Genomic DNA, 20,655 nt, shown 5'->3' on the forward strand with positions numbered 1-20,655 from the left:
CTCGGCTCATGAATTGAGGAACATGCTCGACGTCCGGAAATTGCGCGTCCTCCAGGAACTGTCCGCCCGCGGAACCCTCGCGGAAACCGCGGATGTCCTGGGGTACACCCCGTCAGCCGTTTCCCAGCAGCTGACCGCCCTGGAGAAGGAATGCGGGCACCGCCTTCTCCTGAAACAAGGGCGGACGGTCGCACTCACGCCGAAGGCCCGGATCCTCGTCGAGCATACCGAGAAGATACTGCACGAGCTGACGCTTGCCCAGACAGCCCTCGAGTCCACGGACGACTCCCCCGCCGGCACCGTGCGTCTCGCCATTTTCCAGACCGCGGCGATGGCGTTGCTGACGGACACGCTCGAGGCCCTGGCCGAGACGCATCCTGACCTCAAGGTTGAAGTACTGCAACGCGAACCGGAGGCGGCCCTCGAACACACCTACATGAGAGACGTGGACCTGGTGATCGCGGAGCAGTACCCACACCACGCGGTCAGGGAATTCGCCGAGCTCGACTCGCGCCCCCTGAATGAGGATCCCGTCATGCTGGCCGTTGCACCCGAGTCCGAGGTCTACTCGATCGCGGACGCCGCCAACGCACCATGGGTCATGGAGACTCGTTCGAATGCCAGCCGCAGCTGGGCGGAACACGTCTGTCGGTCCGCAGGATTCGAACCGGATGTCCGGTTCGAATTCGACGACGTCCGGACGCACATCGACCTCGTGGAATGCGGCCAGGCTGTAGGCCTTCTCCCGGGGTTCGCCTGAGCCGGGTCCACGCCCCGTGTTCGGCTCATCGAGCTCCCGAATCTGCCGCACCGGCGAGTCTTCACTTCGGCCAGGCGAGACATGGCCCAGAGACCGGCCATCGAAGCCGTACGACGCGCACTCGAAATCTCGGCCATGAAGGTCAAGCTCTTGTAGAAGTTCACTCGTGGCCGCGAGGCTGGAGGGTGCGCGCGGCCGCAGTCTTATCGAGCAGAATCTTGGCGGTCAAGGAGTCGACGACGAGGTCGGTCACCGCTCTGGCTCGCAGAGCGCCGAGGAGCGCACCGGCTCGGTGCGGACCGGAAACGACGCACAACCGCCGACGGACGCGGGACAGCTCGACCGGCGTCGGCCCCGACGCCCTTCTGTTCATCTCAATGTCCTGCCACGTACCGTCCTCCCTGAGAAGCACGGTACAGATGTCGCCCACGACGCCCTCCTTGGAGAGCACGTCGAAGTCCCTTTCATCGAGGTATCCGGAACTGTAGACGTGGGACGGAACCGGGCCATTCAGAGCCCCGACCCCGAACACGGCAACATCGACTTGAGATTGAAGGTGGAGAACGCTCCGAATGCTGCGCTCCCGCCACATCGCCTGCTTCGTGTCGGCGTAGTCGAAGAAGGCCGGCACGGGAAAGTGGACGATCTGGGAACCGAAGGCCTCGGCCACCGAGTTCAGGATCGCCCCCGTGTACGGGATTCCCGATCGACGGGCATTGCCCGCCCCGTTGAGCTGCACGACGACCGAATCCGGGACCTTGCGGGGCACGAGGTGACGGGACATCTCGGTCACGGTCGACCCCCAGGCCATACCGAGAACCGTGCCCGGCTCCATCATCCCATCGAGAGCCGACGCCGCAACCCGTGAGACCTGCTCCATCTGCCCGATCGGCGAGGAACTCCCCCGGACCGGAACGACTTGCGCGTGGATCCCGAAGATCTTTTCCAGACGCCCACCCAGCTCATTGCGTTCGCTGGGTGCGTCGGCGACCGTGATTCGGACCAGCCCAGTATCGCGGGCGTACTTGAGCAACCGGGACACGGTTGCCCGGGAGACGTCGAACTCCTTGGCGACCGCGTCCATCGTCTGCTCCTGGACGTAGTACATCGTCGCCGCTTTGTGAGCCAGGTCATCACGTTTGTTCATGTCGGAACCCTTGAGGTGAACGTTTGTGCAGAAGTGATGATCATTCTTTCACGTTTGAGTAAGAATGGAGGAATCGGGTCCTCGGCGTCACCGCGCCGCGCGGACGCGATCGGAATGAACCACCACGATCAAGGAGGCTCCATGAAAACCGCCGCAACCCACCTCACCGCGGCTTCCCGCCACAAGGCTCTGCAGGAAATGTCGGATGCCGAAGGTGTGGACGTCCTCATCATCGGCGGTGGAGTCACGGGGGCAGGCATCGCTCTCGACGCGGCGACGCGCGGTCTGCGCACGGCCGTCGTCGACGCCGGCGACTGGGCATCCGGCACGTCGGCCTGGTCCTCCAAGCTCGTCCACGGTGGCCTGCGCTACCTGCTCAACTTGGACTTCAAACTCGTCGCGGAGGCCCTCAAGGAGCGCGGACTGCTCCTGACGAGCCTGGCCCCGCACCTCGTCAAGGCCCAGCCCTTCCTGTGGCCACTCAAGATGCCGGTCATCGAACGCAGCTACTCGGCCGTCGGCATCGGAATGTACGACGCCATGGCCATTGCCGGCGCCCGCGGACACAAGACCGTGCCGACGCAGAAGCACTACTCCAAAAAGGGTGCCAAGCAGATTTTCCCGGACATCAAGGACTCCGCCCTGACCGGCGCCATCCAGTTCTACGACGCCCGTGTCGACGATGCCCGCCTGGTCATCGACCTCATCCGCACCGCGGCCGGCTACGGCGCGCTCGCCGCGAGCCGCACCCAGGTCACCGGCCTCCTGAAATCCGAGACCGGACGCGTGGTCGGTGCCAAAATCACCGACCTGGAGACCCAGGACGTCCACGAGGTCAAGGCGAAGCACGTCATCAATGCGACAGGCGTGTGGACCGAGGAGACCGAAAGCCTGACCGGCGAGGAACGCGGCCTGCAGGTCCTGGCGTCCAAGGGCGTGCACATCGTGGTACCCCGCGAGCGCATCAACGCGGAGTCGGGGATCTTCCTGCGAACCGAGAAGTCGGTGCTGTTCATCATCCCGTGGCAGCGCTACTGGGTCATCGGCACCACGGACACCCCGTACGACCAGGACGTCGCCCGTCCAGTGGCCACCGCGGAGGACATCGACTACATCCTCGATCACGCCAACGCGATCCTCGATACCCCTCTGACGAGGGACGACATCATTTCGACCTACGCGGGTCTCCGCCCCTTGCTCCAGCCGGGAGTCAAGGGCCAGGATTCGACCCAGTCGACCAAGGTTTCGCGTGAGCACACGGTGGCCGAGGTGGTCCCGGGCATGTCGGCCATCGCGGGCGGCAAGCTCACGACCTACCGCGTGATGGCCAAGGACGCCGTGGACTTCGCGCTCGGCTCCGTCGCCGGTGCCCGGCCCTCCGTCACCGAGGACATCCCCTTGGTCGGGGCCCAGGGCTACCGGGCCGCCGTGGCGCGTGCCGGCGAGATCGCGGAGGAGAACGGCTGGACCGCCGCTCGCGTCGAGAGCCTTCTGGATCGTTACGGTTCCGAGATCGACGACGTGCTCGATCTCGTCCGCGAGGACCCGGAGCTCGGCAAGCCGCTGAGCCATGCCCCCATGTTCCTTCGGGCCGAGGTTCTGCTTGCGGTCCGCTACGAAGGTGCGCTCCACCTCGAGGACGTCCTGATGCGACGGGTCCGCCTGGACCTTGAACAGCGGGACCGCGGTCTTGCCGCGGCCCCCGAAATCGTCGACATCCTGGCGGCCGAGCTCGGGTGGGGCGAGAACGGACGCCAGCGCGAGCTGGACAATTATGCGCAGCGGGTTCGCAACATCGCCCGCGCGGAGGAGGAAAAGGACGACGCCGGCGCGTCCGACGTCGTCACCTCCGACCCGGAGATCATGCCGCGCAAGATCCTGGGTTCCGACTGATCCGATGCTGCCGGGCCGGGCGGGAGGACAGAGCGCCAACCGCCCGGCCCGTGTTCCACCCATCCGACATCTACCCACCGGTCGAGAGCCGGTGTCAGTAACACAGAAAAAGGCACGAAGACGTGCCGGAAAGTGAGCGGTCATGACCGGTTCATTGCTCGCCGACGGGTCCACCGGGATCCTCGGCTTCGCCCCGCAACTGCTGGACAACGGGGTACCGACAACGCTCGGCATGTTCGCCTCAGAATTCATCGGCACCCTACTGCTGGTGCTGCTGGGTTGCGGCGTCGTGGCCGGTCAGGTCCTGTCTCGCACCAAGAACAACGCCGGTGGCTGGCTCATGGTCGCCTTCGGTTGGGCACTCGGCGTGTATGCGGGAGCGTACGCGGCCTACGCGACCGGCGGCCATCTGAACCCCGTGGTCACCTTGTCCTTCTGGGCCGCCCACAAGGATCTCAGCGACGGAATCCCCGCGACCTTCGGCAATGTGGTCATCTACATTGTTGCCCAGATGGTCGGCGCGATCGTCGGCGCCATCCTCGTCTATCTGACGCACAAGAAGCACTTCGACCTCGAGGCACCTGCCGCCGACAAACTCGGCGTCTTCTCGACCGGTCCGGAGATCCGGGCTTACGGCTGGAACTTCTTCACGGAGGTCATCGCGACCTTCGTGCTGATTGCATTCATCCTCTTTTCCGACAAGACTCCTAGCGAGATCGGGCCGCTTCCGGTCGCTCTCGTCGTGCTGGCCATCGGCATCTCGCTCGGCGGACCGACCGGCTATGCGATCAACCCCGCCCGTGACCTGGGGCCGCGCATCGCTCACGCGATCCTCCCGATTCGTGGCAAGGGGTCCTCCGACTGGTCCTACTCCTGGATCCCGGTCTTCGGACCGATCGTCGGCGGTCTCCTCGCGGCCCTGGTGGTTCCGCTCATGGTGGCCCTCTAGAAAACCGGGCCGCAAGGACGCGGCCCATCAGGAAAGGCAATCCGAATGACCAACCAGAAAGACGGCACAAGGAACAACGCGTTGTTCTCCGAGACTATGAATACAAACAAGAAATACATCCTCGCCATTGACCAGGGAACGACCAGCTCCCGGGCCATAGTCTTCGACAAGAACGGCCAGATCATCACGGTCGGCCAGTACGAGCACGAGCAGATTTTCCCGCGGGCCGGCTGGGTCGAGCACGACCCGCTCGAGATCTGGCGCAACGTCCGCAAGTCCGTTGCTGACTGCTTCTCCGACGCCGAGATCAACCACCACGAAATCGCATCGGTTGGTATCACGAACCAGAGGGAGACCGCGGTCGTCTGGGACAAGAACACCGGCGAACCCGTGTACAACGCGATCGTGTGGCAGGACACCCGGACCCAGAAGATCTGCGACGAGCTCGCCGGCGACGAGGGCTACGACAAGTACCACGATCGCGTGGGCCTGTCCCTGAACACCTACTTCGCCGGCCCCAAGGTCAAGTGGATCCTGGACAACGTCGAGGGTGCCCGCGAGCGCGCCGAGAAGGGCGACCTGCTGTTCGGAACCACGGACTCGTGGGTCCTGTGGAATCTGACCGGCGGACCCGAGGGCGGCGTGCACGTGACCGACGTGACGAACGCTTCGCGCACGATGCTCATGAACATTCGCACCCTCGAGTGGGAGAAGGACATCGCGGACGACTTCGGAATTCCGATGTCGATGCTGCCGGAGATCAAGTCCTCCGCCGAGGTGTACGGATACGGTCGCGCCCGTGGCTTCCTGCGGGGAACCCCGATCGCCGGCATTCTGGGCGATCAGCAGGCAGCGACCTTCGGCCAGGCCTGCTTCGGGGAAGGCCAGTCCAAGAACACGTACGGCACCGGCAACTTCATGCTCATGAACACGGGCACCGACCCGGTGTTCTCGGAGAACGGGTTGCTGACCACGGTCGCGTACAAGATCGGGGACCAGAAGCAGGTCTACGCGCTCGAGGGGTCCATCGCGGTCTCCGGGTCACTGATCCAGTGGCTGCGCGACAACCTCGAGCTGATCGACAGTGCAGCGGACTCCGAGGCCCTCGCGACATCGGTTGAGGACTCGGGCGGGACCTACTTCGTCCCGGCGTTCTCGGGGCTGTTCGCGCCGTACTGGCGCCCGGACGCGCGCGGGGTGCTCGTCGGCATGACCCGGTACGTCAAGAAGGCTCATATCGTCCGGGCGGCCCTCGAGGCGACGGCGTTCCAGACCCGCGAGGTCATCGACGCGATGAACGCGGATTCCGGGGTCGATCTGACCGAGTTGCGCGTCGACGGCGGCATGACCGCCAACGAATTCCTGATGCAGTTCCAGGCGGACTTGTTGCGTGTACCGGTGATCCGGCCGAAGGTCGTCGAGACCACGGCCCTCGGCGCCGCGTACGCCGCTGGTATCGCCGTCGGCTTCTGGAAGGGCGAGGACGACGTCGTCGCCAACTGGCAGGAGGACAAGCGCTGGACGCCTGAGATGGACAACAAGGAAGTCGAGCGCCAGTACCGGCTCTGGAAGAAGGCCGTCACGCGGACCTTCGACTGGGTGGATGAGGATACATCCACCGAGTAGCCTGTGAGGTGCTGATTCGAACCCCGGATCGCGCTCGGTCGGGTCAACCCGACCGGCGTGGTCCGGGGTTTCGCTCGTTATGGCCCGGAGTCCGTGTTCGGCTCCGGGCCCCGGTGCGGAAAGGACGCGCGATGACCGAGACCGAAGGACTGTTTTCGGACGATGCCTTCGACCGCGAACCGCGGGAGGTCGTGCCGGGCGTCATGCATCTGCCCGGATGGTTGACGCCGCGGAGTCAGTCCTGGCTCGCGCGGCAATGGGACGACTGGGGTCGGGGCCCGATTCCTCCGCATTCACCCCTCATCAATGGACACCCGATGTCGGTCCGGTTGACGACGCTCGGCTGGCATTGGGATTCGAGCGGTCTCGCCCCGAGGGCGAGGCACTTCGATGATGCGGCACCGCTCCCGGTTCCCAACTGGCTCGTCCGTTGGGGAAGGAAAGCCGTCCAGGAGGCCTACTCCCCCAGCCACGGCGGAAGTTGGCCCGCCCTCTCCGAAAAGGAGGTTGCGGCGTGGGCCGGCGACTACACGCCCGACGTCGTGCTCATCAACTACTACGAGCCGACCGCCAGAATGGGTATGCACCAGGACAAGGACGAGCGTTCCGGCGAACCCGTGGTCAGTTTCAGCGTTGGGGATACCGCGATTTTCAGGGTCGGAAATCCACAAACGAAGTCCAAACCGTACCAGGACGTCCGACTGGCCTCCGGCGACCTGATAGTTTTCGGTGGACCGAGCCGCTACATGTTCCACGGTGTGCCACGAATTCTGCCGAATACGGCACCTGCGGACTGCCCTGTACGGAGCGGCCGGTTCAACATGACCCTGCGAATGACGGGATGGGACAAGCAATGACGGCTTCGCCTTCTTCAGGCACGGCGGCCTCGGACGATTCGACGGCGGACAGCCGGAATCTGCCGCGGACCGCATGGGCCAACGGCAGCGCAATGATGCGGGAGTACTACGACCACGAGTGGGGCCTGCCCGTGATCTCGGAAGCGGGCCTCTACGAACGCGTGTGCCTGGAGGGTTTCCAGGCCGGGCTCTCCTGGGCGACGATCCTCGCCCGGAGGGACGCATTCCGCCGAGCTTTCGCCGATTTCGACCCCGACGTCGTCGCAAAGTACACCGATCAGACCGTTGAGGAACTTCTCCAGGACGCTTCCATCATCAGAAGCAGACCCAAGATCATGGCCGCGATCGGCAACGCCCGGGCAACTCTGGAACTTCGGGAAGCAGCGGAGCGGGATCCGATGCTCCAAGGGTTCTCGCTCCCGCTGCAGGACGGCGAATCCTTGCAGATAGCTTCCGGACTTCCGGCTCTCGTGTGGTCCCATGCCCCGGAGACCACGCCCTCTCCGACTCGCGCCGACGAGGTTCCCACCCAGTCCCCCGAGTCCGTTGCCCTCGCCCGAGCGCTCAAGAAACACGGATTCCGCTTTGTCGGACCCACGACGATCTTCGCGCTCATGGAAGCGGTGGGCATCGTCGACACACACTGGGTGGGAAGCCACAAGCGGGCCGTGTCGAAGATCTATGCGCCAGACGGTCACCGCCACGCGTTCGTGCCTTTGCCGCTGTAGACCACTTGCCAAGGGTCACGCGATCAGGGCGTATCCCTGATCCGTCGGATTCGGAAGCGGGATTTGGTTGTCAGGATGAGGCCGGGCGCGTGTTCCAGCAGCGGATCAGAAGTGCCGCAGCTGCTCCGGCCGTGACCGCGAAGATCGTGAATACGGTCGAGGCCCCGAAGAATCCCGGCAACAGCCCGCCGAGTATGGCTCCTACGGAGCCACAGCCATTGATAAAACCCGTTGCTCCCGCCGCATGTCGACTGGATCCGAAATCAACCGCCGCCACCCCTGAGACCATGCCGTCCGCGCCATACGCCGTCAGCCCGACGACGCCCAGAAGCACGGCGACCAGGACCACTGAACCAGTGTTCGCAAACGGACGCCACGCCAAGAAGGCAACGACAAGGACCAGAAGGGAAATCACTGTAGGAGGCACGCGCCTGGCACCGAACAACGTGTCCGAGAGCCACCCCGTCACTATGGGGGCCGTCACGCCTGCAATACCGAACGCCACGGGAGCCATCACCGCAGTGACTCCGTCCAACTCCGGGATCGCATCCGTCACCAGAACCGGGCCCCAAAGCAGGACAGCGTATCGTGCCGGCTTGAGCAAGAAGTAGACGATCCCGAGCCGCAGAACCATCGGATCGTGGCGAACCGCGGCCAACAGGTCACTTGGTCTGAAGCCATCCCGCGAAACCCCTCGCTGTCCCCTCCCTCTCGGCTTCGCCTTCCGCTCGCCATGGAACTGATCTGCATCATAAGGCTCGTCCCAGAACGCCTCCGGGTCGTCGACGTCTGGCAGGCCGACGTCGCAGGGGGCATTGCGTTGCATCAGAAGAAAGCCGGCGAGCGCCGCGACCATGACAGCGGATCCGACGAAGAATGCCCATCGCCACGAATCGAAGACCGAATAGGCAAACCACCCCATCACCGGCACCGCGACGAGGCCGCCGAAGGCGTAGCTGCTTGCGAAGAGGCCCATGGCCCTCCCCCGAACACGGGTCCCGAAGAAGCTCGCGATGTTCTTGCTGAACGCGGCCCACCCGGTGGACTGCGCGAGCCCCTGCGCGATCATCAAAGGGACGAACAACCACAGGGCAGGGACCAGCCCCATCCCTGCGGAAGCCACCGTGGCCAGAACCATGCCGCCAGCGATGACGATTCGGGCACCCCAGCGTTCGGCAACCGTGCCCCAGATGAATTGTCCCACCGCATAGGCCGCGAGATAAGCCGAGTCCAGCACGCCCAGGGCCTCGCGACTCATGTCGCCGTCGTCGAGGACACCCACCTTTGCGGCCGAAAAGGCGTTGCGCGGAAAGTAGTAGGCGGCGTAGCCGACCCAGGAGATGAGAAATATGCGAAGCTGCCAGCTCTTGAGGACCTGACGATACGTACGCGGCGCCGTCGTTCGGTCGCCGGAAGATCCCGTCGGGTCCGATGTGTGAACCCCCGAGAGGGTTGGCTTCGTGGCATGTGAACGGTCCGAGTTGTACCCCGCCCGGTCCTCGGGTCTGTCCGTCGAGGGCTGTCTCATGGCATTGTCCCTTCGGTGTTTCTCTTGTCTGCAGAGTTGCGGCCCGCCTGATCTGTTCGCTGTCCCTGGCAGGCCTGCGGGCACCTTGTCGGCTTGGCAGGGAGATGACTCGTCCGGGTCACGAAGGACGCGCCGGACGCATGAGACGGTTCGCGATCATGATCACGTCGGGACCAGGATCAACGACTCGTGGTCGTCAATCTGGTCAGGTCAGCCCGGAAGAGATCCCGGGAAATTTCGAAGCATGCACCGCGGGAGTCATAGGCCCGCCGCCGGATGTCGTGCAGAGCGGATCCTGGCTCCACGCAGAGAAGTACGGCGGATGCAGGCGATGCGACCGCGGAGAGAATGGTCTCTTCACAGCGGGCCACCCTGACGCCGTATTCGCGATCCATGAGCTCGTAGACCGACGCAAGTGAATCTTCGAGCAACCCAGGGAAACGCTGGGCAGGCAGCGTCATTTCCTCGAGGGACACCGGAATTCCGTCGGCCGATCTGACCCGTTGGATCGCGAAGACCTTTCCGTCCTCCGGATCCAAGGTTTCTTGCTCCACGGGGTTCGCCCGTCGTTCGGTCGCGCGAAGCACCCGAGTCCCGGGCGCATGCCCCTGTTCGGCGAGCCACGTAGGCACGCCTGCGGCACGGTCGAGGTCACGAGTGATCAGCATTGGCGGTTCAGGGAGAGGCTCGACGTAGCGCGGTCGGTCGACAGACCGTATGAAGGAACCGCCGCCTCGTCCGGTGCGACGCTCCAGACAACCCGATCTGACCAGCTCCGTGAGTTCCTTGCGGAGCGTTCCGCGGGCGACTCCGAACTTCCGCGCAAGGTCCCGCTCCGGAGGGAGCCTGACGCCTCCGTCGAGGCGAACACGCTCGATGAAGAGCAGCAGGTCATGGCGTAATTCCCACATGATCATCCTCCCGAGTCCCGAGCTGGGTTGGCCCTCAGATTCCAATCACCCAACGATCATCGAATATGAGTGCTATGTCTCACATGTTCAATAAGTTATTAGCAGACTTCGATGGTGTCCAGAGGCATATGGTCCATTTATTTAAACCTTTTATAAGCTTTCGCGCCATGACCACACCGACCATTTCATCGGTGCTAGCATCGCCTTTGACTCAAATAAGCGAAGGAGTGTCTACGATGCCCGCAGCCCCGAGGCAGAGCGCCGATCTGAGGTCCCGGATTCGACAAGCCGATGCTCTATTACTCGATTACAACGGAACGCTATCTGATGACGAGGATTCATTGGCAGAGCTCATCTGCCATGTTTCGTCGGAGCACTTGGGAATCCATCTCAGCCGTGACCGATATTACGCCGATTTTGTCGGCTTCACCGAGGAATACATGTTCGGGATTCTTCGCGAGGAAGCAGGCGTGTCACACCTCTCAGGACACGAATTGTTGCAGATCTTCAACGGGCTCTATCTTGAGCGAACTCGGGAAGAGAGTACTATCTCCCCAGCCGCCAAATCATTCGTAAAAGAGGCCCGCCGCATGGGCAAACGCCTCATGGTAGTGACAGCCGCCAGCCGAGACGTCGTGATTCCCGCACTGGAGCAGGCAAGCCTGTTGGCTGACCTGGACGGCGTCGTCGCGCTCGAGGACGTCACCAGTCCAAAGCCCGACCCCGCAGGATATCTGCACGCACTGGACCGCCTCGGTCTCCATGCATGTCGAGCAGTAGCGTTCGAGGACTCGCGAACCGGCATCATGGCCGCTCGCGCAGCAGGCGTGGAAACGGTCGGCGTCGCCGGCAGTCTGCCCGTCGACGCTCTGCACACTCTTGCACACCACACCATCACATCGCTGGACCCGCACCTTCTGCACTGATCTCCGCGCTGTCACCTGCCTACAACCGGGCTCACCACGCGGCTCATCTGCCAGAGGCTCCTGGCCCATGACCCAGCAAGCCAACCCTGGGCCGACAACAAGAAAGCCGACCGCAGGCAACCCTGCGGTCGGCTTTCTTCCTCGGCGACGTAGCCACTCACCTACTCACGAACTATCAGTCGGCCCCGCGGGTGATCGCCTCGGCCTCAGCAACGGCCGTCTCGTGAGGACGTTGGGCACGAGTCAGGAGGTGGCCGCCGAAGACGAGCACCAGGATGGACACCGCAAGAGTCGCCACAGCCATCCAGTAGGGGGCGCCGGCTCCCACCGCGTCGGACACGGGCCCGGCGACCGCGGGGGCGATAGCACCGCCGATGAAACGCACACCTGAGTACGTGGACGACGCGATCGACCGCGGCAGGCTTGTCGCTTCCATGACCGTCTCGGTGAGCGCGGTGTTCATAACACCCTGCCCCAGACCGGCGATCACGATGAACACGATCAAGGCGACCACGGATTCGTGCCATACCGCGGCACACGCCATCATGACCGCCAGAAGCCCGAGCATCGCGAACAGTACCGGGCGGAGCCCGAACCGACGTGTCAGGATCGGCGCAAGGAAGACGGAAGCGATGGCCAGGGCGACGCCCCAACCGAAGAAGACCAGGCCGAGTTCGTGGGCTCCGAATTCAGTGCCGTGCTTCGCCGCGGCCGCCTCGAGCGGGTAAGGGCTGTAGGCCAGGAGCACGAAGAAGGCGAAGTTGTAGAACAGGGCCGTAAAAGCCAGAACGCGCAGCGCAGGGTCCTTGAGGGCCTTGAGACCAGCGGTGAAGGCGTGCTTCTGAACGGGTGCGGACGCGTCCTTCTTGGGTGCCCGCAGAAGGCTGATGATCGCGATGAACCCGATGGCCATGAGTGCCGCCGTACCGAAGAACGGACCACGCCAGGAAATGGAGCCCAACAGCCCACCGACGAGCGGCCCCACGGCCATACCGACGCCGAGAGCGGCCTCGTACAGCATCACGGCCTGACTGCTTCCACCCGCCGCGGCTCCGACGATGGCCGAGAGCGCCGTGGAAATGAACAACGCGTTGCCCAGGCCCCACCCGGCACGGAAGCCGATGATCTCGCCGACGGTTCCGGATGCGCCCGCCAGCGCGGCGAAAGCGATGATCAGAATCAGACCGACCAGAAGGGTCGTCTTGACGCCAATGCGACTGGATACCCAGCCGGTGAAGAACATGGCAATGCCCGTGATGAAGAGATAGCTCGTGAAGAGCAACATGGTCTGCCCCGCACTCGCGTCCAACTCCTTGCTGATGGCGGGCAGGATCGGGTCGACCAACCCGATGCCCATGAAGGAGACCATGCAGGCGAATGCGATCGCCCATACCGCAATGGGCTGACGCAGGATGGACTGCTTCTTCTCCGGGGCCGGTTCGGGCTCCTGAATCCGTGTCTCCACCACGGGATGCGATCCGGTAGGTGTACTGGTACTCATTGGGTTTTTCCTCCACTGCGTGCGACCGCCTCGGTGCGAAACCGTCACACATTGCCTCACTATATAAATATGCAAAAGAAAGCACCCTGGCAACTCCAGAGTGATTTCCCGGTGGATCCGACCGGAGCCTCGCCAGTTCGCGCGGACCCCGGTCGGATTCTGGTGATTGCTACAAGACGTCGAGCTGCTTGCTCAGGGCCTCGAAGATGCCCGAGGCCCTCCACAGGGTCTGCCGCTCTTCGAGGGTCAGCTGGGCCAGCGCGGGCTGAATTCGCCGCGTGGCCTTCTTGCGGAAGTCGTCGAGAGCCTCCTTGCCCGTCGGGGTGATATCGATGAGCTGAGCACGACCGTCGAACGGATCCGCTTTCCTCTTGACGAGGCCTTCGGCCTCCAGACGCTTCAGCACACCGGTCATGGTCGGCTGAGTGATGTGTTCCGCACTGGCGAGGTCGCCGATCCGCATGGGTCCCGCCAGGCTCAGGTTCGAGAGTGTGCGCAGGACAATGGTCGAGCGCTCACGGCCGCTGTGACGGGATGCCGCGCGAACGAATCGGCTGGCCAGCACGATCAATTCCGTAGCTTTTTCGGAGTCGGAAGCGGACAGTTCGTGGGCTTCCGAAGGACTGGTATTCAGGTGCGAGTCTGACATGCCACCCATTATACCCCAAGAAACTTAGCTTTGCTAATTATCTGCCGGTGACCCCCGGCGTTTCGCGAGAAATGGAAGAAAAACGGCACTCCAGATGCCGGCGCTCGCGGCCCGGAACGACCCCATGTGGCCGATTGACCCGACCCCCAACCTCTTCGGCGAGAACCGAAAATGCATCTTTCGGGCCCCCGAATAGAAGGACAGCAACATCCGCAGCGCCGCCTTGGACATGACGACGTCGTCGGTGAAGGACACCGCGATGATCGGCGACGTGATGCTCGCGTACCGCGGAGCCAGACACGGCCGCTCCCCCAGGATATACCGAGGGTAGGCGACCCATGTTCTCCACTGACTCATCACACCGGAGGGAAGGTTCCCGAAGAACCTGAGCCGGCGCCCCGGATAGTAGCCGCAGAGCTTCTGAGCGATCGGCCCGACGAGGAAAAACATCACCATTCCCGGCACTGCGGTCTGCCAGGGTGACTTCCAGCCGGATCCGACACCGGTCGCGACAAAAATGCTCTGTGTTACGCCGCGGTCACCGGCAAGGCCCAGAAGTTGGCCGCCCAGGCTGTGACCCACCCAGGTCACGGGCAGCGTCGCATCTTTCTCAGCGACCCAGTCGAGAACCGTGCGCGCGTCCCGCGCCCAATCCAGGATGTTCACCGGCGAGTCCTTGAGCGGTCCCCGGAGGGAATCCCCGTAGCCGGAAAAGTCGAAGGTCACGGCCACAAACCCTTGGCCCACGAGCCAGCGAGCAAACGCGTTGTAATGCCGAGCGCGAGTGGCTATGGCCGGAACCACCAGGACCACACCTTCGGCCGAAGCCCAGTCGCCCCAGCTCGACACCGAAATCGGCAGGCCCCGCTCACTGGTCAGTTCGAAGCGCTCGGGTTCGGCAACCGTCTCCGCGGTCGTGGACGATTCGGCTGTCACTCGAGGCTCCTCCCCACGGCACCTTCCAGCGCCGCGTACTCTGGATCCGGAGGGGTGAACCCACCGATCACTTCACGATACCGAGCGTATCGGATATGAGCCACCTCACCACAAGCACCGGGGTGCCTGGGCAACGGCTTCGGGCGAGAAGAGAGGAAAACTATGTCACGAGCATTCCGACAGGTCGACGTCTTCGCACCGGGACCGCAACCCGGAAACCCCGTTGCCGTGGTTCACGATGCCGACCGGCTCACGGACCAGCAGATGCAGACCTTCGCCCACTGGACCAATCTCTCGGAGACCACGTTTCTGTTGAGGCCGACGCAGCCCGGTGCCGACTACAGAGTTCGCATCTTCACTCCCCAGAGGGAACTGCCCTTCGCGGGCCATCCCACGCTCGGCACGGCCCACGCGTGGCTCGAAGCCGGCGGCCGGCCCGGCTCCGAGACCGAGCTCGTCCAGGAGACCGCCGCCGGACTGATCACGGTGCGCCGATCCGACGACGCGCTCTTCTTCGCGGCGCCGCCTCTGGTGCGGGACGAGCCGGCCGACGAGAGCACGCGAAGCACGGTTGCTCGGCTCCTCGATATCGACGTCGCCCGCATCGAAGCCATGCGCTGGATCGACAACGGCCCCGGGTGGGTCGGCGTCGTCCTTCCCTCGGCCGATGACGTGCTCGGCCTCCGACCGCGCATGAGCGAGATCGGAGAGAGCCAGTTCAAGATCGGCGTCGTGGGATTCTTCGACTCTCCCGATTCCCCCGCGGACGTGGAGGTGCGCGCCTTCGGCGCGGGTGACGGCAGTCAGGAAGATCCGGTCACGGGAAGCCTCAACGCGGGATTGGCGCAGTGGCTGATTCGCGAGGGACGAGCCCCCGCCGCCTACGTGGCACGCCAGGGCACGGCCCTGGGTCGACGCGGCATGGTTCGCGTCGAGGCCGATCACGAGAACGTGTGGGTGGGAGGGGCCACCCGAACGATCATCCGAGGCTCGGTCGATCCGTTCGGGTAGCCCCACCGGCTCAGTCCTGGATACGGACCACCATCTTGCCCGTATTGGCTCCCTGCATCATCGAGATGAAGGCGTCGGTCGCGTTTTCGAGGCCGTCGACGACGGTCTCGTCGTACCGGATCTTGCCCTCACGGATCCAGGCGCTCATCCGCTCCTGGAATTCGCCGGCGTACTCCATGTAGTCGCTGACGATGAACCCCTTGAAGCCCAGCGACTGCTTGACGAAATTCGCCATGTTGTCCGGGCCCGGGTCCGGTTCCGTGTTGTTGTACTGGCTGATCGCACCGCACAGCGCCGCCCGGCCGTAACGGTTCAGAACATCCAGGGCGGCCTCGAGGTGGTCGCCGCCGACATTGTCGAAGTAGACGTCGATGCCGTTCGGAGCTGCCTTGGGCAGCTGTTCCCGGATCGGTGCGTCCTTGTAGTTCAGCGCGACGTCGTACCCGTACTTCTGCACGAGCACGTCCGTCTTCTCCTTGCTCCCTGCCGAACCGATGACCTTCGACGCGCCGAGCAATTGGGCGATCTGGCCGACAGCCGAGCCCACGGCGCCGGCCGCGCCCGACACGAACACGACGTCGTCCTCCTGCATCTTCGCGACCCGGGTGAGCCCGACGTACGCCGTCAGGCCCGTGAGCCCCAGCATGCCGAGGTACAAGGACGGTGCAACCCCGGGGATCTCCGGGACCTCGTTGAACTGTTCTGCCGGAGCCTGAGCGACGTCGCGCCAGCCGAACTGGTGCAGCACGAGGGCACCCTCGGACAGGTCGTCGCTGCGGGATTCCACGACCTTGCCGACCGCTCCGCCGGTCATGGTCTCGCCGACCTCGAACGGTGCGACGTAGCTCTTGGCCGCGGACATCCGACCGCGCATGTACGGGTCGACGGACATGTACAGGTTCTGGACGCGAACCTCTCCCTCGGACAGGTCAGGAAGGTCGACCGACACGGTCTCGAAATTTTCTTCGGAGGGCCAGCCCTTGGGCCGGGACGCGAGTTGGATCTGCTTGCTGACTTGGGTAGTCATGAATCAATTCCTCTCCAGTGATTTCGTGACCGACTATACTTCCAAGCACCGATGTCCCCGATCCGAATTAGCTATCAATGAACCAAACCTCGCAGGATCTCAGGTCGTCTCTCCAGCGTCTCGACGGCAATGGGTACGGCGCCTACAAACGCATCAGAGGCACCTACGACTTCGGGACCTTCGACCTCGCGATCGACCATGTGCAGTCCGACCCGTACGCCCCGCCGTCCTCGGCGCGCGTGATTCTTCCGCTGAACGGGACGTCGCTGCCAGAACGTCTGGAGAACGAGCCCGACGAGCGCGTCGCCGCCGCGGACTTCATCGCGCGTCATCTCACCAAGACTCTGTGCGGATGCTCCTACCGCGGCATCAATATCACCAAACCCGGCCAAGAGGTTCTCGAGCGGTCCAGCGTGGTGGTCCGGCCTGATTCGGTCGAGGTTCGCCTCTCGGTTTCTCTGCCGGCGGCAGGGCGCCGCATCAAGGGGCGGGCCGCGGCGCACCTTTTGACGGACGACCTGCCCGAACTCGTTCAGGGATCCGCACTGTTGGACGGTTTGGATCCCGAGGCCCTCGAGCGCCACATGGAGCTGTACACGGACCAGCTCGCGCTCCAGGCCGAGCTGAAGGAGCGCGGTCTCATATCCTTCGTGGGCGACGACGCCGTTCTTCCCCGCGCATCGGGCAACTCCGACGTGCCCCTTCGTGACGCCGTGGCCTTCCGCTCCCCCGACAGCATGCGAGTCGACTTCTCGCTGCCCAGCGGGCGGACGGTGTCCGGCATGGGCGTTCCCCGCGGGATCACGGTGATCGTGGGCGGCGGCTACCACGGAAAATCCACCCTGCTCAGGGCCATGGAACGCGGGGTGTACCCGCATATCGGTGGCGACGGCCGCGAGTGGGTGCTGACTGTGCCCGATGCGATGAGCATCCGTGCCGAAGACGGACGGGCCGTCACCGGCACGGACATCTCGCCTTTCATCTCGAACCTGCCGTCCGGCGCCGACACCTCTCATTTCACGACCACGAATGCCTCCGGCTCGACGTCGCAGGCCGCCAATCTGGCGGAATCCTTGGAAATCGGGACGTCACTGCTCCTCATCGACGAGGACACCTCGGCCACCAACTTCATGATTCGCGACCCGGCGATGCGGCAGCTCATCCCCTCGGGCTCCGAACCGATCACCCCCTTTGTCGAACGCATCCGCCCCCTGCTGGATGAACGGGATATTTCGACGATCCTGGTGGCCGGAGGCACGGGGGCCTTCTTCGGCATGGCAGACTACGTCATCGCCATGGACGCATACACGCCCTCGGAGGTCACCGACCGGGCCCATCGCATTGCAGCCGATGACGCCTCCGAGAACGCGGGCACCACGGAATCGGCCGACAGTGTCTTCGTCGGGTCCGACGAGAGAATCCCCACGGCCGGCGCCTTGGACCCATCGGACAAGAAAAAGAGCGCCCGCGCCCGGGGACTCGGGACGATTCAGGTAGGCCGGGAGGATATCGACGTCGCCTACCTTGCCCAGCTGGTCGATCCTTCACAGACCAGCGCGATCGCCCAGTGCATCGAGGCGGTTTCGCGGGAACTGGACGGACAGCTGGGCCTCGTGGACGCCGTGGAGCGTGTCTGGCGTCGAATTCGGAAGAAGGGCCTGGACGATCTGACCGGCGGTGGCCGGCCCCGCGGTGACCTGGCAATGCCCCGTCCGCAGGAAATCCATGGGGCCATCAGCAGGTACAGGAAACTGAAGCTGCGTTGAGATCATGCGCGTGGAGCGGGCACTACCCACAAAGGTAGTGCCCGCTCCACTGCGTCCGTCCCCGTGAGCCCCTAGCGTGGGAACCATGGCACTCAAGAGATCACGCAATCACAAAGTCATCGCCGGCGTCTGCGGAGGCATCGCAGAGGCACTCGACTGGAGCCCGAACTGGGTCCGGTTCCTGTTCCTCCTGTCCTTCCTGATCCCCGGCCCACAGGCGATCTTCTACGTGGTGGCCTGGATCATCATCCCGAAGGAGAACAGAATCTAGGCCTTCTTCCGCAGCACGACCACGGCATCCTCGAGAACCGCCGGATTCCCCTCGGGGTCGGCGGCCTCGCGCTTCCGGACCTCCTGGACCTCGGTCTCCCATTCGGGTCCGAGGTCCAGGGCCCGCACTTCCTCACCCAGATCGGGGAAGTCCGCGTCGTGATGATGTTCTGCCCACGGCGGAGGCGCCGCGTGGGACAGGAGGCATATCCGGCCGCCACGGACCACGGCACGGCTTGCCCGCCGAAGGACGGCCACGCGGTCCAATGCCACGGGTGATTGGAAGAAACTGCCCGTGACCAGGTCGAGGTCCTCCGATGGCGTCCACTGCTCGAGGTCCTCGGCCACAAACGCGGCGCGATCCTCGAGCTGTGCCTCCCGGGCCGCCCGACGTGCCCTGTCGACCGCTGTTTCGGAGATATCGATCCCCGTGGCCTTCCACCCGCGGGCGGCGAGCCACAGCACGTCGCCACCTTCGCCGCACCCGAGATCCACCGCGCGCCCGGGCTCGATCCCATCGAGCAGCTCCACGAGGGTCGCATTCGCGTTCCCCGACCAGATCCTGTCTTGGGACCGGTACCTGTTCTCCCAGAAGTCCTTCGCGGGCTCGGGAGCGGCGTCGTCGAAGTCCTGCCCGACCAGGTACATGTTCACCATGCCTCCGGTCGTCGATCCCGCGCCCATCGTTCCCGGAACCGTCAGCGCCGGATTGACGACATTGCCGATCGCCCAGAGCCCTGGGACCGAGGTGGCCCCGAACTCGTCCACGGACAGAAAGTTGCCCATGGGTCCGTCCGCTCGCTCCGGCCCCAGGGGTTCGAGGAAATCGTCGTGCGGACGGAAGGCTCCGCCGGCGAACAGGGCGTCGATGGGATACACGCCCTTCTCGGTGCGAACCTCCGTCAGGTCCTGCCCGGGACCGTCCACGCCGACCACCGGCTCAGGCACCAGGCGGACCCCCCGCGATTCGAGGCGCGCCTGCGTGACCGGGTCGACCCCGCCGATTCCGGAGGTGAAGACGGTCAGGTCCTCGGACCACTGCCGCAGCAACTCGGCCCGCATGATGTCGTGCGGGGCCGTGGCCAGCAGGCCGAGGCGCCGGTCGCCGAATTCCCAGCCGTGGCAGTAGGGGCAGTGCAGTACGCTGGTTCCCCACCGTTCGGCCAGCCCCGGGATCTCGGGCAGAACGTCGGTCAGGCCCGTCGCCACGACGACGGCGCGAGCGCCCCGTCGATTCCCGTCGGTGTCCGTGAGTACGAAGTCGCGCCCGTCCCGGTCGACCCGCTCGACCCTGGCCTCGGAGAATTCGACGCCGTAGGCTGCGACCTCCTCTCGTCCCTCGCGCAACAGCTGTGCCGGATCCTTTCCTTCGTGCCCGAGCACTCCGTGCATGTGGTCCGCGAACCGGTTCCGCGGCATCCCTTCGTCCAGGACGAGAGCCCGACGCCGCGAGCGCCCCAGCATCAGCGCGGTGCTGAGCCCGGCGGACCCGCCGCCAACAACAATGACATCCCATGTGTTTTTCATGATCTCGACGCTAGACCTGAGAACTCAGAAATGGCAAACTGTTTTGCTGAAATGGCAAGGAGTGATTTCTGTGGACGAACAGTTGTCCAAGGTGGGCCCACGACTGCGGGCGGCACGGCAACGGCTGGGATGGACCCTGGATGAGTTGGCGGATCGCGCAGGCTTGTCCGTGAGCACGCTGTCCAGGCTCGAGTCCGGCAAACGACAATCGAGCCTCGAATTGTTGCTGCCCCTGACCCGGCAGCTCGGCATCGGGATCGACGAGCTCGTCCGCGCGGACACCCCGGACCCGCGGGTTCGTCGTCGCGCATACCGTCGCAACGGGACGCTCATCGCGCCCCTGAGCCCGGAGGCTTCGCCCGTCAACGCATTCAAGATGACCTACCCACCGCAGAGCACGATGCCCGAACCGGGAGTGCACCCTGGGTTCGACTGGGTGTATGTGCTGTCGGGAAACCTGCGGCTGCGACTCGGGGACGACGAGCTCACGCTCCACCCCGGCGAAGCGGCCGAATTCGACACCACCACCCCGCACAGCATGTGCGCTGCCGGGCCCCAGGCAGCCGAGGTCATCAGTATCTTCAACCGGGACGGTGCACGCTTTCACACCCACGGGGCGGATGGGTTCCCGGATGACGACTAG

The 20,655-nt window shown here is 64.4% G+C and carries 19 protein-coding genes and 1 pseudogene; 11 read left to right on the top strand and 9 right to left on the bottom strand.

What is annotated here, in order from left to right; genetic code table 11:
• The first annotated feature begins 22 nt into the window (after nucleotides 1–22).
• Entirely contained in the window at nucleotides 23–760 is a 738-nt protein-coding gene (locus tag ACTSLZ_RS10210; protein WP_443094938.1) for a LysR family transcriptional regulator, read from the top strand.
• A 160-nt stretch (nucleotides 761–920) separates the two neighbouring features.
• Here ACTSLZ_RS10210 and ACTSLZ_RS10215 read toward each other — a convergent pair whose 3' ends face one another.
• Complete coding sequence (locus ACTSLZ_RS10215; RefSeq protein WP_178980019.1) at nucleotides 921–1,907, bottom strand: sugar-binding transcriptional regulator; 987 nt, start codon at nucleotides 1,905–1,907, stop codon at nucleotides 921–923.
• Nucleotides 1,908–2,048: 141 nt separating this feature from the next.
• On the opposite strand from ACTSLZ_RS10215, the gene ACTSLZ_RS10220 reads away from it, so the two are divergent.
• The 5 genes from ACTSLZ_RS10220 to ACTSLZ_RS10240 all read left to right on the top strand — a co-directional run bounded on the left by ACTSLZ_RS10220 (nucleotide 2,049) and on the right by ACTSLZ_RS10240 (nucleotide 7,960).
• Nucleotides 2,049–3,800, top strand: coding sequence for an FAD-dependent oxidoreductase (locus tag ACTSLZ_RS10220; RefSeq protein WP_443094939.1), 1,752 nt, complete (start codon nucleotides 2,049–2,051; stop codon nucleotides 3,798–3,800).
• Between the two features lie 142 nt (nucleotides 3,801–3,942).
• The gene (locus ACTSLZ_RS10225; RefSeq protein ID WP_129315356.1) at nucleotides 3,943–4,749 is read left to right on the top strand and encodes an MIP/aquaporin family protein; all 807 of its coding nucleotides are present in this window, start codon (nucleotides 3,943–3,945) and stop codon (nucleotides 4,747–4,749) included.
• A gap of 96 nt (nucleotides 4,750–4,845) precedes the next feature.
• Nucleotides 4,846–6,375 (top strand): glycerol kinase GlpK, encoded by a 1,530-nt coding sequence (glpK, locus tag ACTSLZ_RS10230; RefSeq protein ID WP_129315406.1) that lies wholly within the window; start codon nucleotides 4,846–4,848, stop codon nucleotides 6,373–6,375.
• 131 nt (nucleotides 6,376–6,506) lie between these two features.
• Nucleotides 6,507–7,232: an alpha-ketoglutarate-dependent dioxygenase AlkB gene (locus tag ACTSLZ_RS10235; protein ID WP_443094940.1), complete on the top strand. Its 726-nt coding sequence runs from the start codon at nucleotides 6,507–6,509 to the stop codon at nucleotides 7,230–7,232.
• Entirely contained in the window at nucleotides 7,229–7,960 is a 732-nt protein-coding gene (locus ACTSLZ_RS10240; protein WP_443094941.1) for a DNA-3-methyladenine glycosylase I, read from the top strand. Before ACTSLZ_RS10235 ends, ACTSLZ_RS10240 begins: the two co-directional genes overlap by 4 nt.
• Before the next feature lie 70 nt (nucleotides 7,961–8,030).
• On the opposite strand, the gene ACTSLZ_RS10245 is transcribed toward ACTSLZ_RS10240, so the two are convergent.
• From ACTSLZ_RS10245 to ACTSLZ_RS10255, 3 genes and pseudogenes are all read right to left on the bottom strand, one after another.
• Nucleotides 8,031–9,488, bottom strand: a complete 1,458-nt coding sequence (locus ACTSLZ_RS10245) for an MFS transporter (RefSeq protein WP_443094942.1) — start codon at nucleotides 9,486–9,488, stop codon at nucleotides 8,031–8,033.
• 179 nt (nucleotides 9,489–9,667) lie between these two features.
• Complete coding sequence (locus tag ACTSLZ_RS10250) at nucleotides 9,668–10,156, bottom strand: GntR family transcriptional regulator (RefSeq protein ID WP_443096130.1); 489 nt, start codon at nucleotides 10,154–10,156, stop codon at nucleotides 9,668–9,670.
• Nucleotides 10,157–10,231: 75 nt separating this feature from the next.
• Nucleotides 10,232–10,405 (bottom strand): annotated as a pseudogene (locus tag ACTSLZ_RS10255) (GntR family transcriptional regulator); the annotation flags it as partial.
• A 230-nt stretch (nucleotides 10,406–10,635) separates the two neighbouring features.
• Between ACTSLZ_RS10255 and ACTSLZ_RS10260 the strand changes: the two are divergent.
• Nucleotides 10,636–11,325 carry an HAD family hydrolase gene (locus ACTSLZ_RS10260; RefSeq protein WP_443094943.1) on the top strand — a complete coding sequence of 230 codons (690 nt, stop codon included), beginning with the start codon at nucleotides 10,636–10,638 and terminating at the stop codon, nucleotides 11,323–11,325.
• Between the two features lie 175 nt (nucleotides 11,326–11,500).
• Here ACTSLZ_RS10260 and ACTSLZ_RS10265 read toward each other — a convergent pair whose 3' ends face one another.
• From ACTSLZ_RS10265 to ACTSLZ_RS10275, 3 genes are all read right to left on the bottom strand, one after another.
• Complete coding sequence (locus ACTSLZ_RS10265) at nucleotides 11,501–12,826, bottom strand: MFS transporter (protein WP_397556000.1); 1,326 nt, start codon at nucleotides 12,824–12,826, stop codon at nucleotides 11,501–11,503.
• Nucleotides 12,827–12,995: 169 nt separating this feature from the next.
• Nucleotides 12,996–13,475, bottom strand: coding sequence for a MarR family winged helix-turn-helix transcriptional regulator (locus ACTSLZ_RS10270; protein ID WP_162421382.1), 480 nt, complete (start codon nucleotides 13,473–13,475; stop codon nucleotides 12,996–12,998).
• A gap of 33 nt (nucleotides 13,476–13,508) precedes the next feature.
• Nucleotides 13,509–14,411: an alpha/beta hydrolase family protein gene (locus ACTSLZ_RS10275; RefSeq protein WP_443094944.1), complete on the bottom strand. Its 903-nt coding sequence runs from the start codon at nucleotides 14,409–14,411 to the stop codon at nucleotides 13,509–13,511.
• A gap of 162 nt (nucleotides 14,412–14,573) precedes the next feature.
• On the opposite strand from ACTSLZ_RS10275, the gene ACTSLZ_RS10280 reads away from it, so the two are divergent.
• Entirely contained in the window at nucleotides 14,574–15,422 is an 849-nt protein-coding gene (locus ACTSLZ_RS10280) for a PhzF family phenazine biosynthesis protein (protein ID WP_443094945.1), read from the top strand.
• Between the two features lie 10 nt (nucleotides 15,423–15,432).
• On the opposite strand, the gene ACTSLZ_RS10285 is transcribed toward ACTSLZ_RS10280, so the two are convergent.
• A complete protein-coding gene (locus ACTSLZ_RS10285; RefSeq protein ID WP_443094946.1) occupies nucleotides 15,433–16,449 on the bottom strand; it encodes an NADP-dependent oxidoreductase in 1,017 nt (338 codons plus the stop codon).
• 77 nt (nucleotides 16,450–16,526) lie between these two features.
• On the opposite strand from ACTSLZ_RS10285, the gene ACTSLZ_RS10290 reads away from it, so the two are divergent.
• Together ACTSLZ_RS10290 and ACTSLZ_RS10295 are read left to right on the top strand one after the other, a co-directional pair.
• Nucleotides 16,527–18,215, top strand: a complete 1,689-nt coding sequence (locus ACTSLZ_RS10290; protein WP_443094947.1) for an ABC-ATPase domain-containing protein — start codon at nucleotides 16,527–16,529, stop codon at nucleotides 18,213–18,215.
• 85 nt (nucleotides 18,216–18,300) lie between these two features.
• Nucleotides 18,301–18,486 (top strand): PspC domain-containing protein, encoded by a 186-nt coding sequence (locus ACTSLZ_RS10295; RefSeq protein WP_129315365.1) that lies wholly within the window; start codon nucleotides 18,301–18,303, stop codon nucleotides 18,484–18,486.
• Here the strand turns inward: ACTSLZ_RS10295 and ACTSLZ_RS10300 are convergent.
• Nucleotides 18,483–20,012: an FAD-dependent oxidoreductase gene (locus tag ACTSLZ_RS10300; RefSeq protein ID WP_443094948.1), complete on the bottom strand. Its 1,530-nt coding sequence runs from the start codon at nucleotides 20,010–20,012 to the stop codon at nucleotides 18,483–18,485. The genes ACTSLZ_RS10295 and ACTSLZ_RS10300 overlap by 4 nt on opposite strands.
• 70 nt (nucleotides 20,013–20,082) lie before the next feature.
• On the opposite strand from ACTSLZ_RS10300, the gene ACTSLZ_RS10305 reads away from it, so the two are divergent.
• Nucleotides 20,083–20,655: a helix-turn-helix domain-containing protein gene (locus ACTSLZ_RS10305; protein ID WP_443094949.1), complete on the top strand. Its 573-nt coding sequence runs from the start codon at nucleotides 20,083–20,085 to the stop codon at nucleotides 20,653–20,655.

The sequence above is a fragment of the Rothia koreensis genome, from assembly GCF_052232265.1.
Lineage (GTDB): Bacteria > Actinomycetota > Actinomycetes > Actinomycetales > Micrococcaceae > Rothia > Rothia koreensis.

What these genes read in the sequence shown, in the direction of transcription:
- ACTSLZ_RS10210 (WP_443094938.1), top strand. Translation starts at nt 23, where the DNA reads ATGCTCGACGTCCGGAAATTGCGCGTCCTCCAGGAACTGTCCGCCCGC.
- ACTSLZ_RS10215 (WP_178980019.1), bottom strand. Translation starts at nt 1,907, where the DNA reads ATGAACAAACGTGATGACCTGGCTCACAAAGCGGCGACGATGTACTAC.
- ACTSLZ_RS10220 (WP_443094939.1), top strand. Translation starts at nt 2,049, where the DNA reads ATGAAAACCGCCGCAACCCACCTCACCGCGGCTTCCCGCCACAAGGCT.
- ACTSLZ_RS10225 (WP_129315356.1), top strand. Translation starts at nt 3,943, where the DNA reads ATGACCGGTTCATTGCTCGCCGACGGGTCCACCGGGATCCTCGGCTTC.
- glpK (WP_129315406.1), top strand. Translation starts at nt 4,846, where the DNA reads ATGAATACAAACAAGAAATACATCCTCGCCATTGACCAGGGAACGACC.
- ACTSLZ_RS10235 (WP_443094940.1), top strand. Translation starts at nt 6,507, where the DNA reads ATGACCGAGACCGAAGGACTGTTTTCGGACGATGCCTTCGACCGCGAA.
- ACTSLZ_RS10240 (WP_443094941.1), top strand. Translation starts at nt 7,229, where the DNA reads ATGACGGCTTCGCCTTCTTCAGGCACGGCGGCCTCGGACGATTCGACG.
- ACTSLZ_RS10245 (WP_443094942.1), bottom strand. Translation starts at nt 9,488, where the DNA reads ATGAGACAGCCCTCGACGGACAGACCCGAGGACCGGGCGGGGTACAAC.
- ACTSLZ_RS10250 (WP_443096130.1), bottom strand. Translation starts at nt 10,156, where the DNA reads ATGCTGATCACTCGTGACCTCGACCGTGCCGCAGGCGTGCCTACGTGG.
- ACTSLZ_RS10260 (WP_443094943.1), top strand. Translation starts at nt 10,636, where the DNA reads ATGCCCGCAGCCCCGAGGCAGAGCGCCGATCTGAGGTCCCGGATTCGA.
- ACTSLZ_RS10265 (WP_397556000.1), bottom strand. Translation starts at nt 12,826, where the DNA reads ATGAGTACCAGTACACCTACCGGATCGCATCCCGTGGTGGAGACACGG.
- ACTSLZ_RS10270 (WP_162421382.1), bottom strand. Translation starts at nt 13,475, where the DNA reads ATGTCAGACTCGCACCTGAATACCAGTCCTTCGGAAGCCCACGAACTG.
- ACTSLZ_RS10280 (WP_443094945.1), top strand. Translation starts at nt 14,574, where the DNA reads ATGTCACGAGCATTCCGACAGGTCGACGTCTTCGCACCGGGACCGCAA.
- ACTSLZ_RS10285 (WP_443094946.1), bottom strand. Translation starts at nt 16,449, where the DNA reads ATGACTACCCAAGTCAGCAAGCAGATCCAACTCGCGTCCCGGCCCAAG.
- ACTSLZ_RS10290 (WP_443094947.1), top strand. Translation starts at nt 16,527, where the DNA reads ATGAACCAAACCTCGCAGGATCTCAGGTCGTCTCTCCAGCGTCTCGAC.
- ACTSLZ_RS10295 (WP_129315365.1), top strand. Translation starts at nt 18,301, where the DNA reads ATGGCACTCAAGAGATCACGCAATCACAAAGTCATCGCCGGCGTCTGC.
- ACTSLZ_RS10300 (WP_443094948.1), bottom strand. Translation starts at nt 20,012, where the DNA reads ATGAAAAACACATGGGATGTCATTGTTGTTGGCGGCGGGTCCGCCGGG.